The sequence below is a fragment of the Sporosarcina sp. FSL W7-1349 genome, assembly GCF_038003045.1.
Lineage (GTDB): Bacteria > Bacillota > Bacilli > Bacillales_A > Planococcaceae > Sporosarcina.
Window position 1 is genome coordinate 880,568 of sequence record NZ_JBBOOK010000001.1, and the last position, 16,653, is coordinate 897,220.

Consider the following 16,653-nt stretch of genomic DNA (forward strand, 5'->3'; position numbering starts at 1 on the left):
AACTATGCGCAATTGACTCCTCTCAAAATCCGTGACATCCGCCGTAGGCTTTTTAATTCAGCAGGAGTATGAACTCCTACTTATTAGAGTACTTCACAGGACCAAGATTTCTACCTTTTTATACAAGTAATTTTGCTGAATTAAACTGAATCAGCGATTTCTTGTAAATAAGACCAACGTTCGATCAATGTTTCATAGGTTCGGTTCAACTCGTCGAGGGCTGCGGTCATCTCCCGCAGTTTATCGTAATCGGAACCAGCCGCCGCCATTTCCTCTTCGGTCGCGGCAATCTGCTCCTCCACTTTTTCGATATCGGCCTCGATCGTTTCCCATTCCCTCTTTTCATTGTACGTCATCTTTTTCTTCGTTTCTTTCACGACGGGTTGTGCCGGCTGTTTGACGGGCGCCGGCTCGCGTGTAGGCACGCTTGCGGCCATCTCCAAATAATCGGAATATAGACCGAAGTACGTTTCGATTTTCCCGGTGCCATCGAGCACCCATAGCTTTGTCGATGTCCGGTCGAGGAAAAACCGGTCATGTGAAATGGTAATGACGACACCCGGGAACGTATCGATGAAGGATTCCAGGACAGATAATGTTTCCAAATCAAGGTCGTTCGTCGGCTCGTCCAGCAACAACACATTCGGCTGCTCCATTAGAAGTTTCAGCAAATAAAGCCTTTTCCGCTCTCCGCCGGATAATTTCCCAATCGGTGTCCCGTGGGTGGAGGCTGGGAATAAAAAACGTTCCAGCATTTGCGAAGCGGAAATCCGGACGCCATCCGCATCTTCGATATCATTCGAGGTGTCGCGGATGTATTCGATAATCCGTTTCGACTCCTCCATTACGGGGATATGTTGACGGAAATGCGCAATTTTGACAGTCGAACCTTTTTCGATCAACCCGCTATCCGGCTCAATTTCACTCGAAATCAGATTGAGCAATGTCGACTTGCCTGCTCCGTTCGGCCCGACGACAGCGATGCGGTCCCCCGATTGAAGGAGGAATGAGAAATCGTCGATCACTGATTTGCCGCGGAAAGCTTTTGATACGTTGACCGCTTCCACCACTTTCCGTCCAAGTCGGGATGTTTTTAAAGCGACATCCATCTCGCCCTTCTGCTCGCCTTTTTTCAATTTCTCCTCCAGCTCTTCAAATCGGCCAATCCGCGCCTTCTGTTTCGTGGAACGCGCTTTGGCACCCCGTCGGATCCATTTCAATTCCGAGCGGTACCGGTTGCGCATTTTATCCTCCGTCGCGGCCGCCATCTCTTCACGCAGCGCCTTCGATTCAATATAATCACCGTAGTTCCCTGTGTGGGAATACAAAGTCCGATTTGCGAGTTCGTAAATATGAGTGGCAATCGCATCCAGGAAGTAGCGATCATGGGTCACGAACAGGACGGCGCCCTGCTCATTTTTCAAATGATCCTCCAACCACGTGATCGAATGGACGTCCAAATGGTTCGTCGGTTCGTCCAATAGCAGAAGATCTGCCGGTTCAATCAGCACTTTCGCCAAGGAAACCCGCTTCTGCTGACCTCCCGAAAGCTCCCCCATTTTCTTATCAAAGGTATCGATGCCAAGCTTCGTCAAGATCGTTCTTGCCTTGGCATTCAAATCCCAAGCGTCCTGAGCATCCATTTCATTTTGAAGTTTCGCGAACCGCTCTTGATTAGCCGCCGATTCGGGAGTTTCGGTCAACGCCTGCAACGCGTGCTCATAATCCAAGTTCAGCCGGATGATCGGAGCATCACTCATAAAAACCGTTTCCATCACGGTCAACGTGGGATCTACTTCCGGTTCCTGCGGCAAGTAGGCAATCCGATATTGGTTCGGATGGTCCCTCGATATCGAGTCAGCCTCTTCTTCCCCTGCGATGATCGACAACAGCGTCGATTTCCCCGTCCCGTTAACGCCGATCAAGCCGACCTTTTCCCCGCTCACGATTGTGAACGCAATTTGTTGGAACAACGTTTTCTCCCCGACCGTCTTCGTCAGGTTCTCTATGATCAATTGACTCATACCTTCACTTCCATTTCTCATGACTCCATAGTTCTATCATAGCCGATTCGGGGCAGTTTTTGAAAGGGGACGACCTCCTTGAATGCAACTTAGCCGAAGAATAATGCAGGTCACCCGAGAAGCATTGTGACAGATTAAGACAGATGATACGATTTTCACATGCAAATCTATTCAGAAAGGGTGTGAAGACCATTCGTTTACAGATTGATGAATCCGAAGAATATGAGGATATTCAAATTACGATCCAGTGTCCCCGGATTGATAGCAGGCTTTCCAATTTGATTGAGCAGATCAAACAGAATTATATTCCGTTGATCGGCTTGAAAGAGGAAACTACCTATTCTCTTATCGCAGATGATTTGTATTATATCGAATCAGTTGATAGTAAGACATTTATCTACGACGAGAACCATGTTTACGAAAGCAATAAGAAATTATATGAGCTGGAAAAGCTTCTGGAAAGCACACATTTCATCCGCATCAGTAAAAACTTGATCGTTAATACGATGTATGTAGACCACGTCCGAGCCTTATTTAATGGAAGGTTTGAAGCAACTTTGACAAATGGTGAAAAAGTGATTGTCAATCGGCATTATGCAAAATCGTTTAAAGAGAAATTTCTAAAGTGAGGTGTTATGAGGATATGAGTGGGTTTATCCGTTTTGTCATGATCAGTTGTATTGCCTTTACAATCAGTTTTGCATTTTATCTATTTTTTAGTTATTTATCCATTTTCCCTACTTTAGATAACCAAATGGGATTGAATATTTTACTAATTTCGCTCACCATCACAATTTTAATGTTTGCCAAGAAACAGTTTCCAATTAATCATCCCATTATTTCAAGATTACTGGAACTCGGTATTGTCATTTTCGTACTGCTGATTGCTGGAATCTTTTTTCAATTATTTCCTCTCGTCTGGCGTAATGCCCTTTTTGTCTGCCTTTCCGGTTTCTTAACGTATATTGGCGTAATGGTCGTAGCCTATATTGGAAATCTGTTAAGCGCACAGGAAATCAATTCTGTGATTGCAAAAAAGAAACGGAGGATGACGGATGAATAAAATAATTGAAGTGAATCGATTGTCAAAATCATTCGGAAACGTACAAGCAGTAAAAGATATTAGCTTCTTCGTAGAAGAAGGGTCCCTCTTTTCATTTCTAGGAACAAATGGCGCTGGAAAATCGACAACCATTTCAATTTTGCTGACATTGTTGAAACAGAATGGCGGTGAAGTGAAAGTGAACGGCTATGCGATCGGAAAACAGGATCACTTCATTCGAAAGGAAATTGGCGTGGTCTTTCAAGAAAGTGTGCTGGATCCTCTACTGACTGTCAAAGAAAACTTGGACTTACGGGGATCTTTTTATGGAATGTCCAAAGAGGAACGTAAAGAGGCCATCCATAGAGTCGTGAAAATTGTCGATTGCACTTCTTTTTTGAATCAGCGCTACGGCAAATTATCAGGGGGGCAGAAACGACGGGCAGATATTGCGCGGGCGTTAATCCACCAACCGACTATTTTGATATTGGATGAACCGACTACGGGTCTTGATCCTCAAAGCCGGAAGAGTATTTGGAAAATGATATTGCGGCTTCAAAAAGAAACTCGGATGACCATCTTTTTAACTACGCATTATATCGAAGACGCAGCCAATTCAGATTATGTTGTTGTCATGAAAGAAGGATGCATTATCGCAAAAGGTACGCCAGAACAATTGAAAAACAGCTATTCTTCACACCAATTGTCGATAACGACGGAGAAGGAAATGGAATTGCGCCAACAACTCGCTGCGGAAGGGATTGCTGTTAGAGAGGATAAATCCTATTTCCATATTCATCTAAATGAAACGACCGATGCAATTCCCATCCTATCAAAATTTTCTTCCTACATTTCATCATTTGAAGTAAGGAAATCCAGCTTGGATGATGTTTTCATCGCTATTAACGGAAAGGATGGGAACGATGATGTACGCGTTCGCTAAACGTAATATCATGCTCTACTTCCGGGATAAGACGACTGTTTTCTTCTCGATGCTATCCGTCTTCATTCTTATCGCTTTATATGTGCTCTTTTTGGCGGACATGACGTCCGATAACTTACTCGACTTTCCATCGAAAAAGAATCTGTTGAATGCGTGGTTTATAGCAGGTATTCTTGCTGTCACATCTGTCACAACAACACTTGGAGCATTTGGCACTCTCGTAAATGACAGAGCGACTAAGGTAGATAGGGACTTCTTTTCATCCCCCATATCTCGAACCGGGATTGTTGTCGGATATATAGCAAGCGCGCTTTTTGTAGGTGCTCTCATGTGCTCATTTACACTGATTGTGGTTGATGTGTATCTCCTATTTTCAACTGGCGCTCTCTTATCAATACAGAAAACGATCCAATTAGGAGGCATCATTGTATTATCCGTTGTCGCAAGCGGATCAATGATTTTACTGCTCGTCTCTTTTTTCAGGACATCGAATGCCTTTGCTGCAGCAAGTATGCTAATCGGGACATTTATCGGTTTTTTAGCTGGAATCTATATACCGATCGGAAGTTTACCTGATTATTTGCATCCGGTTGTTACTTGGTTTCCCGCCTCTCATTCGGTCGCATTATTTCGGCAAGTGTTGATGGAAACTTCGCTCGCGGAGGCTTTTTTAAATGCGCCGCCAGGGATGAAAGAGTCTTTCCAGTTCAATATGGGTATTTTTTATGAGATCAATGGCAGTCCTGCATCGAAATGGTTCAGTATTTTCTATCTAGTTGGAATCACGATCCTCTTTTTCATCCTTTCCCTCGTTGTAATGATGAAAAAAGAGAAATAGAAAAGCATGTTCTGTGTAAAACTTTTACTTACACAGAGCATGCTCTTTTGTTTTGCTTTAATTCACTTTCCGGCCTTCTTTGCCGATCGATTCCCAATATGCGTCGCGGATTTGGACTTTCTGGATTTTTCCGGATGCCGTTTTCGGGAGTTCATCAACAAAGGTGATACCCGTGACCGCTTTGAAATGGGCTAGTTTAGACCTGGAAAAGTCAATGATCTCCTGTTCCGTCGCTGTCATGTTCTCACGCAATACGACAAACGCATGCGGCGTCTCCCCCCATTTCTCATGCGGCACCGCGATGACGGCCGCTTCGAGGATAGCCGGATGCCCGTAAAGAACGCCTTCCACTTCAATAGAAGAGATATTTTCCCCTCCGCTGATGATGACATCTTTTTTCCGGTCTACTATATTGATATAGCCATATTGGTCGATCGTCCCCATATCGCCTGTCAACAGATAGCCATTTTGCAGCACTTCCTCCGTCGCGGCTTCATTTTTCCAATAGCCTTTCATGACCCCATGGCTGCGAACAGCGACTTCCCCTGCCGTCTCTCCGTCATGGGGCACTTCATTCCCCATCTCATCCACGATCCGCACGTCCGACCCGATCATCGGGTAGCCGGCTTTTGCCTTCAATTGGATCTTTTCTCCATCGGACAGATGATCCAAATGGGAGCGGATAGTCGATACCAAGCTAAGCGGGGAGGATTCCGTCATGCCGTACACTTGGATGAATTCCCAGCCAAGCTCTTCCTCGACCCGGGTAATGAACGCTGGCGGCGGAGCCGAGCCGGCGATGATGACCCGAACGTCATGGTCGATAACCGGTTTATGCTGATCATGGTATTGAAGAATTGAGTTCAGAACTGTCGGTGCCATATGTAGAATCGACACTTTATGCTCTTGGATTGCTTTGATGATCGACTCTGGCGTATGCTTCCTTGCACAAATTTGCGACGCACCATTTGCCGTGTAATAGAACGGCGACCCCCAGCCGTTGACGTGGAACATCGGCAACACATGCAGAAGGACATCCTCATCCCGAACACGGAGATGGTGCATCGTGCTCAACGCGTGGAGATAATTATTCCGGTGTGTCAGCATGACCCCTTTTGGATTGCCCGTCGTTCCGCTCGTATACAATAAGCTGCAAACGTCATTTTCATCGATTTCCGTACGATCGAATGCTGCGCTGGAAAACGACGCAAGCCAATTATCGTAATCGATTTCTTTTGTCTGCGGCTCTTTGTAGTGGACGATGATTTGGCGGACTGTAGTCAGTTGGTCTTTGATCGGTTCAATCAATTCATAAAGATCTTGGTCGACTAACAGTACCTTCGATTCGCTATGGTTTAAGATGAATACATAATCTTCCGGCTTTAGACGAGTATTCAATGGAACCATGACCGCGCCCACCTGATAAACTCCATAGAAACCTTCCAACATCTCGACCGAATTCCCTGCTAAATAGGCGACATGATCCCCTTTTCGAATGCCTAAATCCTGTAGTCCCCGGGACAGTTGGTTGACCCGGCCATTCAATTCATTATACGTAAAACTGCGGCCTTCACAGTGAATGGCCTCTTTTTCACCGAATAAGATGACCGCCCGATCGAGAAATTGTGGCAATGTTAATGGTACATTCATTTCCCTACCCCCTTTGTTTTCATACAGTATATAACATTTTGATTTATCCGTCATCAGGAGAATTGGAAAGACTGGAAATCATTTCAGCGTTTCAGACAATAGAAAAGCACCCCGGAACCGAGGTGCTCTGTTATTATGCGTGGACTTTCCCTTCTGCAAGACGGGCAGCCATTTCTTTTGTTTTCTCCATGCCTTCTTCGATGATTTCGGCAGCACGGTCACGGTATTTGTTATGGCCTTCAATGATGACTTCTTCGAAATCCTGGACGCCGAAGAATTCCATGATCATTCGGATATAGCTGACGCTCATTTCCATAGCGCGCAGATGAGGAGCAGAATAAACATCCCCGCGTGCGTTAAGGATGATCACTTTCTTTTCTGGAACCAAGCCGATCGGGCCTTCTTCCGTGTAGCGGAACGTCACGCCTGCGCGGTAGATATAATCGATGAATGTTTGAAGCGGTGCCGGGATGGTTTTATTCCATAGAGGGAATACAAAGACGACGGTATCGGCCTTCATGAAAGCATCCAATGCTTTTGTGGAAGCCGCCAGAATCCGCCGCTCAATTTCCGTCAGCTCCAGACCTTTCGATTGTTTCCCCATCGCGGAAAGAAAATCCTGCCCGAAATACGGCATATCTTCTTCGAACACGTCGAAAGTTTCAATGGCAAGCTGATCGCTTTTTGATACTTCTTCCATGAATACATCGTACATTTTACTTGTTACGGCTTGTTCGGCAGGCCGGTTATTTGCCTTGACGACTAATACATTCATTATAATCTGACTCCTTTATATGTATATATTTATCTCAAATGAAAACCATCTATCATTATAGGTGAAGAAGAAGTAAATCACAATCTGCTTGCTTGGGAAGGGATCGTGCTACCTTTCGAGCTCGTATTAAGCCAACAAATTCAAAAAGCATGCCCATCCAGATAAGGCATGCTTTCAGCAGTCATTTTCGTTTCGTCAAACGTCCGAGCAAAAAGGCACCGGCCGCCAACCCGATCATCGTATTTGTTTTCTTCGTAAACACTTGTTTGACAACCAAATTCAAGTTTTGCGGCCTTTCGGCGAGACGTCGCATGAAATAGCCGTACCAATCGCTGCCGAATGGAACGTACGTACAGAAATTATAGCCTTCCTTTGCGAGTTCCAATTGCATTTCGCGGCGGAAGCCATAGAGCATTTGGAATTCGAATTGATCAAACGGAATGTCATGTTCTTTCACAAACCGTTTGACATGGTTGATAATATGATGGTCATGCGTCGCAACAGAGGTGAATTTCCCGTTCAATAAATGATATTCGATCAACTTGATGAAATTAGCATCAATGTCCTTCTTGTCCTGATAAGCATATTCCGTAGGCTCTTTGTACGCCCCCTTGACGATGCGAAGACGATAGTCCTTATATTTTTGGATATCCTCCTCGGCACGATAAAAATACGCCTGAATGACGGTCCCGATATTGGAATGCTCCTTGGACAACTCTTCCATAATATCAAACGAAGGCTGCAAGTGACTATGATCCTCCATATCGATATTGACGAAAATAGAATAACCGTCCGCCCTCTCCACGATTTCCCGCAAATTAGCCAGACAGAAATGATAGTCGATATCCAAGCCAAGCTGTGTCGGTTTCAATGAAATATGGGCATCCACTTCATGTTGATGGATTGCTTCAATAACTTCCAGAATCTGTTCCTTAGCAGCGGTCGCTTCGTCCTTCTGATTCACAAATTCCCCGAGATTATCAACCGTACACGAGATGCCATGCGCGTTCAATTCTTTAATGCTTTGAATCGTTTCCGGTATATTCGTCCCGGCTACGACGCTTTGCGCACCAAGCTTCAAACCATATCGTTTCGCCGCATTATTGAGAAACTGATTTTGCGATAATCCGATAAACAAATCCTTTAGCATGACGCATGCTCCTCAAACTGATGTATTTGTTTTCAGTATACCATTTGCATTTCTTCCGTATTCTGATATCGCACATCATTTATCTTTACCATACTTCCTTTTGAATAAAACCCGCAAAAGCAGCATCACTTTTGCGGGTCTCATTATCTTAGTTCAGCAAAACTTCCACCTTCACAGTTTGGCGAAATGGATGAGGTCTTATTTCCTGTCCAGTGAGTGTTCAAATGCCCGCTGAATAGGGGAACTCAGACTAAAATCGCCGCATCCTGAAAGGTGCCTTAATTTCTGCAAAGATCGCAGAAATACGGCAAATCGAACCCTTCGCTGTTCGATTGTCCACGTCTGAGTGACCAACTTCCTGTTGGCCCATTGCCTCCGACGCACAGGATGTGCTAGTGCCGACAATGCCACAGGACGTGGCGTTTTTGTTGGCCGGCGGATGTCACAGATTTTAAGAGGAGTTAATCGAGCAAGCTCGATTTAAAATCCGGACGCAATAACGTCGAGGCGTTATTGATTAAATATGAAATTGGCCAACAATTTTCTCGAGCTCTTGCGACATATGGCTCATTTCGTTTGAACGGCTCGCCACTTCATCGATGGAAGCGGAAGTCTGTTCCGTCGCGGCCGAGATATTATTAGAAGCGTCTTCGATCAACCGGATCGATTGCGTCAACTGATTGATCAGCTCGACGACCCGCTTGGAACTTTCGGCCTCCGCCGTCGTCATCTCTGAAATCATCGTGATCTCTTCCACCGTTTCCGCAACCGCTCTTGAAATTTCGCTGAGCGATTCCGCCGTCAAACGGACGGTCTCTGTTCCTGTCTCGATCAATTTCGTGCTTTCTGTTGTCGAATGAACGACGTCGCGGATGCTCGTCGTAATCTCCTGGACAAGCTTTTCCACTTCCAACACTTCTTCGTTCGATTGCTCTGCCAGTTTCCGCACTTCGTCAGCTACGACAGCAAACCCTTTCCCGTGTTCACCGGCACGGGCTGCCTCAATGGACGCATTGAGCGCCAGCAAGTTCGTCTGTGCGGCGATGGCGGAGATGGAGCCTGTAATATCTTGGATCTTTTTCGTCGAGTCGATCAGGTTTTGCACAGTCACGCTTGCCTCATTGGATGAGTTGCGGATCTTTTCCATGTCCTCCCGGATTTCATTGGCCCGACGCTGCCCTTCTTGTGAAATCTCCATCGTGTTTCTCGAATTCTGGACAGTGACATCTGCTTTTTCCCGTGAATCTTGCAGTCCTTCTGCTAATGAGTGCAGGATAGACGATGCGTTTTCCGCATTGGATGTCCCATTAGAAATGGATTCTACCGTGTGTACCATGTTCTGGGCCACTTGCTGGACCGCTGCCTGCATTTCATTCAAAGTGGCTGCCGTTTCATGGGAATTTTGACTTAACTGGATGGATGTCGACTGCATCGTTCCGATCATTTCCCGTAAATTGGCCGTCATGGTGTTCAACGTCCGTCCAAGATCACCAACTTCGTCATGCCCATTGACGACCGTATCTTCTATCGCCAGATTGCCATTTGCGATTTCCTTCGCGTGGGCAATCAAAGAAGAGATCGGTTTCGTTTTTCTGCGAATCAAGTACAACGTAATCACGGAGGCGATCAACATGGGAATCAAGCTGATCAAAATACCGTTTCGGACGACATCCCATGTCCGCTCCCCTACGATGGAGCCATCAAAATCGATGACGCTGATCGCAATGATTTCTTTATTCGGATCGTGATCCTTGAAAATCGGAGCATAACCTGAAAGCCGCTGCATCCCGCCCGCCTCATAGAGTTCCGAATAGGTCGGGTGCTTCATGGAAAGCAACATATCGATCGCTTTCTCATCCATATGGATCGAATCACCCGGCTTGAAACCTTTGTCGCGCAAGTTATCATCCAATGCCAGGATGGTTCCGTCAAGATCCAGGATGTATTGGGTTTCGAATATCTCTTTGTGGTTGATCGTCCAGTTCAATTGGTTGCCGACCGCTTCCCTCGTACCCTGATCCCCAGCCAGCATCTTTTCAACGTCGTCGGGACGAATCAAACCTGTCGTAATATTTGCACAACCGTATGCTTCCACACCGGCCGCGTCATATAATTTGTCATATGCTGTTTTGTATGTGGAAAATGATGTGATGGCCAACATGGCAATCATTATACCTACAATAATAGTTCCAAGTTGCACCGTTAATGTCTTTCGCATCGCTCTACCCCTGTCTTTGAAGAAAATGGCTCTATTGGAGATTGTCTCAGTTCCTATAATACTCTTTATTTCGTCAGAAACAAAGAGATTTTAAGAGAAAATTAGGACAAATGAAGCAGAATTGTTAAATATATATGGCAAATATCGGTTTCGTTCGAATAACTATGTAAATATTTAGTAGAATATAAAGCTTCATGCCCATTTTATGTGGATATAGTAATAGAAAAAGCCATCCTCGATTGGAATGGCTATCCCTGAATGTTATTGCGGCAAAGCAGACTTGAATGTATTGCCTTCTTCCAAATTGCCTGCCTGGAACCCTTTATAGAACCAGCTTCGTCTCTGCTCAGACGAGCCGTGCGTGAAACTGTCTGGCACGACATGGCCTCGCGCCCGTCGTTGGATGGTATCATCACCCACCGCACTGGCGGCGGTCAATGCTTCTTCCAAGTCTCCTTCTTCCAGATACCCCAAGCCTTGTGCGTGATGCGCCCAGACGCCCGCGAGATAGTCGGCCTGCAACTCGAAGCGGACGAGGTATTTATTGAACTCCGTTTCGCTCATCTGGTTACGCAACGGCATGATTTCATCCGAAATGCCGAGCAAAGTCTGGACATGGTGTCCGACTTCATGGGCGATGACATAAGCCATGGCAAAATCGCCGGGTGCTTGGAATTGGTTTTGCAGTTCATTATAGAAACTGAGGTCAATATAGAGCTTTTGGTCGCCAGGACAGTAGAAAGGACCTACCGCGGCTGCAGCGGTTCCGCAGGCGGATTGCACACTGTCCGTGTAAAGGACCAGTGTCGGTTCCTTATAAACAAGTCCTTTCTCTTCGAAAATGGAAGTCCAAACGTCTTCGGTATCCGCGAGGACGACCGAAACGAAATCAGCCAGCTCTCTTTCCTGTTCGGTCTCTTGGTAGGCGATTTGACTTTCCGTCCCGTTGGAACCTCCCATATTCCCAAGCAGCTCCCCCGGATCGCCGCCTAGGAACATGACGAGGAACACCAGCACGATGCCGCCGAGTCCGCCGCCAATCATCATTCCCCCGCCGCGGCCTCGCCGATCCTCCACATTCGAACTGCCTCTTCTTCCTTTCCACTCCATGGTCATTCCTCCTCGATCTTCAAATCCAATACATACTTATCATTATTGGTATACCCCGCAAATGATAAAAGTAGTGCATGATTGAATGAAATCGAGGAAAACAGCCCGCCAATGCTAAGCTGAATCCACGTCTATCAAGCTCTCGCCAGCATGCGATCCAATGCGGCGATAGCAGCATCCGCCGTATCTTTGTCAACAGTAATGCGATTGACCGGTTCTCCCGCCACAATACTTTCCAAGCTCCAAAGCAGATGTGGCAGGTCGATGCGGTTCATCGTCAAACACGGGCACATGCTCGGATTGAGTGAAATGATCTTTTTATCAGGATGATTCTGAATTAACCGGTTGACGAGGTTCATCTCCGTCCCGATCGCCCACTGGCTGCCCGGTTCCGCGTTTTCGATCGCATCGATGATATATTTTGTCGACCCATTGTCGTCCGACAGTTCAACGACCTCGCGCGTGCATTCGGGATGGACGATGACGCGCATATCAGGATACTCTTCGCGGACATGGATAATATTTTGCACGGTGAAATTCTCATGCACCGAGCAATGCCCTTTCCAGAGAATCACTTTGACGTCTTCCAAACTCCCTTCGTATTCGAGCCGGTTCTGGATTGGATCCCAGACTGCCATCTGCTCCAGCGGGATGCCGAGATCGAACGCCGTATTCCGGCCCAAATGCTGATCCGGCAAGAATAAAATCCGTTCTTTCTGCGTAAACGCCCACTCAACCATCGCATGCGCGTTCGAAGACGTCACGGTCGCTCCTCCATTACGCCCGACAAACGCTTTAATAGCAGCCGTTGAATTCACATACGTCAACGGCACAATCGTCAGATCGAACAACTCGGTCAACGCATCCCACGCCCGGTCCGTCTGATAGATGTCCGCCATATCCGCCATCGAACAGCCCGCCCGCATATCCGGCAAATAGACGTACTGCCCGTCATCCGTCAAGATATCCGCCGTTTCCGCCATGAAATGGACACCGCAGAAGACGATATGCTCCGCTTTGCCATTTGCTGCGCAAAGCTGTGCCAGTTGAAGTGAATCCCCCGTCGCATCCGCGAATTGAATCACTTCATCCTTCTGATAATGATGCCCGGGAATGAACAGCTTGTCCCCGAGAATCTGCTTGATTTCCCGAATCCGTTCTTCCATTTGCGATTGGTTCATCTCCCGGTATATCTCCGGCAGCGTCCCGCTCTTTTTCTCTTCGAAGTATTGTAAAATCGACATTCCGATTCCTCCATTAATCTGTAATGAATGATACATTTGCGCTCAAATCCAGCGCCTTCACTGAATGCGTCAAATACCCAAGTGAGATCATGTCGATGCCGGCTTCCGCGTAGGAGCGGATATTGTCCCCTGTTATATTGCCGGAGGCCTCAGTGACGATGGAATCCGGTACGAGCTCGATCCATTCCTTGATCGTTTCCGGCGTGCAATTATCAAACATAATAATATCCGCTTTTGCATTGATCGCCTCTTTCAATTGATCCAGCGTCTCAATCTCAACTTCGATCTTAATCGTGTGGCCGAGTACGGAGCGCACGGTTTGAACTGCTTTCGAGATGGACCCTCTCGCGAAGGCGATATGGTTGTCCTTCAGCATGACCGCATCATATAGGCCATACCGGTGATTGACCCCACCCCCGACACGGACGGCATACTTATCGAGCATGCGCAGTCCCGGCATTGTTTTACGCGTATCGCATACTCGTGCCGCTGTCCCTTCCAACTGGCGGACGACTGCATCGGTCGCAGTCGCAATGGCGCTCATCCGCTGAATCAGGTTCAAGATTACCCGTTCACTCTTCAGCAAGCTGCGTACAGACCCGGAAGCGATTGCGACCGAATCCCCTTTTGAAATAGCGTCGCCATCCTTCACGGCCATGTTAACGATGATGCTAGGATCGATGACCCTGAGCCCTTCCTGGATAACTTGCATTCCGCAGAAAATGCCAGCCTCCTTCGCTTTGATCTCCAATTGCCCCGTCATATCCGCGGGAAATAAAAAATCCGAGGAGACGTCCTGGTCGCCAATATCCTCTATATAAAATTGCTCAAGCATGGATCGTAATTTGATCGTATTCACAATGTCTGTCCCTCATTTCGAATCCTTTTTTTGATTGCACGATGTGGACCTTTCCGAAATGCTTTGACTCATCCGGGAAGTCCGAACGAATATGCGCTCCTCGGCTTTCTTCGCGGAGTAAGGCCCCCTTGGCGATGAGCTTGGCAGTTTGCAGCATGAAAACCGTCTGAATGTCCTTTTTGGATTTGCCGACCAATGAGGCGTCTGCATTATATTCGCCAAGCCATCGATCCAATTCCTCCAGCCCTTCCCGGAAACGGATAATGCCCGCATGCTTCATCATCTGCCGACGGAGCTCGTCGGGTTCCGGTAAAAAATCCGATGTTTCGTAAGTAGAACACAGCCTGTCCGGTTTGGCTAAAATCGGAGCATCCGGCAGTTCATTCAAAAATAAAGCGAGTTTTCTTCCATAATACAAGCCTTCCAATAAGGAATTGCTGGCCAACCGGTTGGCCCCGTGGACGCCGGTTGCTGCTGTCTCCCCAATTGCATAGAGCCCCGGGATTGTCGTCCTCCCGACAGCGTCGACAGAGATGCCGCCCATGAGGAAATGGCAACCCGGGGCGACGGGGAGCTTGCCTTTTGCGATTAGGATGCCATTTGCTTCACATAATTCGGTAATCGTCGGGAATTTCTCCTTGAAATCGGTAATACCCGATATATCGAGGAAGACTTCTTCTCCTTTGGTTTTCAATTTGAATATTTCATGTGCGACGACATGGCGCGGGGCCAGATCGCCGAGGGGATGCTTTCCTTCCATCACTTTCCTGCCCGTGTTATCTATCAACCGCCCTCCAGCTCCGCGCACCGCTTCGGAAACGAGGCCAATCGTGCGGTCCCCCCCAACAAGCAAGGTCGGATGGAATTGGATGAATTCCATATCGACGAGATCCGCTCCTGCCCGGTAGGCAAGCGCGATGCCATCCCCTGTAATGGTCGGGTCATTCGATGTCTGGTCATACAGCCCGCCAACCCCGCCTGTCGCCAAAATGATATGGCGGCCGAAATAGTTCTCGATGCGGCCGGCTTCATCGAGCACTTGGACCCCAAAGCACCGGTTCGTAATCGGATCCATCATCAATTCATACACGAAACGGTTTTCCCGGATGGTGAGACCCGGTCTCTGCAATCGAATCAGATGCTCGGCCACACATTTGCCGGAGGCATCCCCTCCGCTATGGACAATGCGGTTCCGGCTATGAGCCCCTTCCATCCCGAGTGCCAACCGTCCATCCGGCCCCTGATCGAATTGCAATCCTTCCTGCTGGAGCGCGGCGATGAGGTTTGGACCTTTCTTTACCAAGTCTGCGACTTCCTTGTAATTGTGGAAGTCCCGCCCCGCTTGGATCGTATCGTTGTAATGAAGAGCTGGCGAATCCCCCTGTCCAACCGCGGCGGCTATTCCGCCTTGGGCACGGTATGTATTGCTAGACCGGATTTCGCCTTTCATCAATAGCAGAATGTCCATGTCCCGTTTCAAATGATGGGCCAATTGGAGCGCCGCAATGCCGCCCCCTACGATGATGCAATGATACGTCATGTCGTTGACTGCCTCCTGACCACTGTCTTGACACCTATCTTTACATAATTACTTGAATATGACAAGATGAATTTACTAGATAGCTTGGAGGAATCGACTATGTATTATTTCGACTATGCGGCGAGTACGCCTTTACTCCCCGCCGCTTCACAAGTGTTCTGTACATTATCGGAACGTTGCTTCGGGAACACGAGCAGTCTTCATGACTTTGGAGGAGAAGCGCAAAACGTCCTTGCTTACGCAAGGACGGAATTGGCGCAGCTGATCGGGGTCGAAGATGATGGAATTTATTTTACGGGTGGTGGAACGGAAGGAAATTTGCTTGCACTCATTTCTTTGGCCATGGCTCATCAGCATCGCGGCCGACATATCATAACGTCCGCAGGAGAACACCCCTCCGTCGATTCGGCAATGGATTATTTGAAAGCGCAAGGTTTTTCTGTGACGACCATCCCCTTTGACTCGAGCGGAACTGTCGATTTGGACAAGTTGGCACAGGCGATCCGGGAAGATACGATTTTACTATCCGTTCAGCATATCAATCCGGAAATTGGGACCATCCAACCGATTGAAGAAATTGCCGGGTTGATTGCGGGACGGGGAATTTTATTTCATAGTGATTGTGTCCAATCATTCGGCAAAGTGGACTTGCGGCTTTTGGCGAAATGGGTCGATGCGATAACGGTGTCCAGTCATAAAATATATGGACCAAAAGGGGTCGGCGCGGTGTACATCCATCCGAAACATCGCTATTCCCCCGTCTTTCCGGGAGCCGTCCATGAAGGTGGATTTCGGGGTGGTACGGTGAATGTGCCAGGAATCGCCGCTTTCGTCACCGCGGCGAAAATTGCAGTAGACGAGGAAATCGGAAACCCAGCCTATCTTTCAATGCGGCAAGTGTTTTATGATAAAATAAAGGATGCACAGGAACTTTTCACATTATATGAAGCCGCCGGGCAGGAGAGGCAGCTTTCGCAGATCATCGGGCTTGGCGTCCACCATGTCGAAGGGCAGCTGATCATGCTGGAGCTCAACCGCCACGGATTTGCGATTTCTACAGGAAGCGCGTGCCAAGTCGGGCAGCAGCATGCGTCCAAAACGATGGTCGCGATGGAAATCGACCCACAAACCGCGAAAGGATTCATTCGAATTTCATTCGGCAGGGACACGACAGTGGAAAGCGTCGATTTGCTAGCGGCCCGCTTGATCGAAGCGGCCCGGCGGCTTAGCCCATATATCATAGGATAGAAACAGAGGGGT

General features: G+C 47.6%; 14 protein-coding genes. 5 read left to right on the top strand and 9 right to left on the bottom strand.

Going from position 1 to position 16,653, the window contains the following annotated elements:
• Nucleotides 1–140: 140 nt before the first annotated feature.
• Nucleotides 141–2,024, bottom strand: coding sequence for an ABC-F family ATP-binding cassette domain-containing protein (locus MKY41_RS04405; protein ID WP_340743888.1), 1,884 nt, complete (start codon nt 2,022–2,024; stop codon nt 141–143).
• A gap of 143 nt (nt 2,025–2,167) precedes the next feature.
• Between MKY41_RS04405 and MKY41_RS04410 the strand changes: the two genes are divergently transcribed.
• The 4 genes from MKY41_RS04410 to MKY41_RS04425 are packed head-to-tail and all read left to right on the top strand — an operon-like array spanning nt 2,168 to nt 4,847.
• Nucleotides 2,168–2,653 (top strand): LytTR family DNA-binding domain-containing protein, encoded by a 486-nt coding sequence (locus MKY41_RS04410; protein WP_340743889.1) that lies wholly within the window; start codon nt 2,168–2,170, stop codon nt 2,651–2,653.
• A gap of 14 nt (nt 2,654–2,667) precedes the next feature.
• Entirely contained in the window at nt 2,668–3,087 is a 420-nt protein-coding gene (locus tag MKY41_RS04415) for a hypothetical protein (protein WP_340743890.1), read from the top strand.
• A complete protein-coding gene (locus MKY41_RS04420) occupies nt 3,080–4,009 on the top strand; it encodes an ABC transporter ATP-binding protein (RefSeq protein ID WP_340743891.1) in 930 nt (309 codons plus the stop codon). Before MKY41_RS04415 ends, MKY41_RS04420 begins: the two co-directional genes overlap by 8 nt.
• Entirely contained in the window at nt 3,990–4,847 is an 858-nt protein-coding gene (locus tag MKY41_RS04425; RefSeq protein WP_340743892.1) for an ABC transporter permease, read from the top strand. Before MKY41_RS04420 ends, MKY41_RS04425 begins: the two co-directional genes overlap by 20 nt.
• 57 nt (nt 4,848–4,904) lie before the next feature.
• On the opposite strand, the gene MKY41_RS04430 is transcribed toward MKY41_RS04425, so the two are convergent.
• From MKY41_RS04430 to nadB, 8 genes are all read right to left on the bottom strand, one after another.
• Nucleotides 4,905–6,497, bottom strand: a complete 1,593-nt coding sequence (locus MKY41_RS04430) for a long-chain-fatty-acid--CoA ligase (RefSeq protein WP_041074750.1) — start codon at nt 6,495–6,497, stop codon at nt 4,905–4,907.
• Nucleotides 6,498–6,630: 133 nt separating this feature from the next.
• Complete coding sequence (locus MKY41_RS04435) at nt 6,631–7,272, bottom strand: FMN-dependent NADH-azoreductase (RefSeq protein WP_041074748.1); 642 nt, start codon at nt 7,270–7,272, stop codon at nt 6,631–6,633.
• A gap of 181 nt (nt 7,273–7,453) precedes the next feature.
• Nucleotides 7,454–8,422, bottom strand: a complete 969-nt coding sequence (locus tag MKY41_RS04440) for a proline dehydrogenase family protein (protein WP_340743893.1) — start codon at nt 8,420–8,422, stop codon at nt 7,454–7,456.
• 517 nt (nt 8,423–8,939) lie between these two features.
• Nucleotides 8,940–10,640: a methyl-accepting chemotaxis protein gene (locus tag MKY41_RS04445; protein WP_340743894.1), complete on the bottom strand. Its 1,701-nt coding sequence runs from the start codon at nt 10,638–10,640 to the stop codon at nt 8,940–8,942.
• A gap of 261 nt (nt 10,641–10,901) precedes the next feature.
• A complete protein-coding gene (ypfJ, locus tag MKY41_RS04450) occupies nt 10,902–11,750 on the bottom strand; it encodes a KPN_02809 family neutral zinc metallopeptidase (protein WP_340743895.1) in 849 nt (282 codons plus the stop codon).
• A 134-nt stretch (nt 11,751–11,884) separates the two neighbouring features.
• Nucleotides 11,885–12,994 carry a quinolinate synthase NadA gene (gene nadA / locus MKY41_RS04455; protein WP_340743896.1) on the bottom strand — a complete coding sequence of 370 codons (1,110 nt, stop codon included), beginning with the start codon at nt 12,992–12,994 and terminating at the stop codon, nt 11,885–11,887.
• Between the two features lie 13 nt (nt 12,995–13,007).
• Nucleotides 13,008–13,853 carry a carboxylating nicotinate-nucleotide diphosphorylase gene (gene nadC / locus MKY41_RS04460; protein WP_340743897.1) on the bottom strand — a complete coding sequence of 282 codons (846 nt, stop codon included), beginning with the start codon at nt 13,851–13,853 and terminating at the stop codon, nt 13,008–13,010.
• Nucleotides 13,822–15,393 (bottom strand): L-aspartate oxidase, encoded by a 1,572-nt coding sequence (gene nadB, locus MKY41_RS04465; protein WP_340743898.1) that lies wholly within the window; start codon nt 15,391–15,393, stop codon nt 13,822–13,824. The genes nadC and nadB overlap by 32 nt, the downstream gene beginning before the upstream one ends.
• A 99-nt stretch (nt 15,394–15,492) precedes the next feature.
• Here nadB and MKY41_RS04470 point away from each other — a divergent pair, with 99 nt between their 5' ends.
• Complete coding sequence (locus tag MKY41_RS04470) at nt 15,493–16,641, top strand: IscS subfamily cysteine desulfurase (RefSeq protein WP_340743899.1); 1,149 nt, start codon at nt 15,493–15,495, stop codon at nt 16,639–16,641.
• The last annotated feature ends 12 nt before the right edge of the window (nt 16,642–16,653 follow it).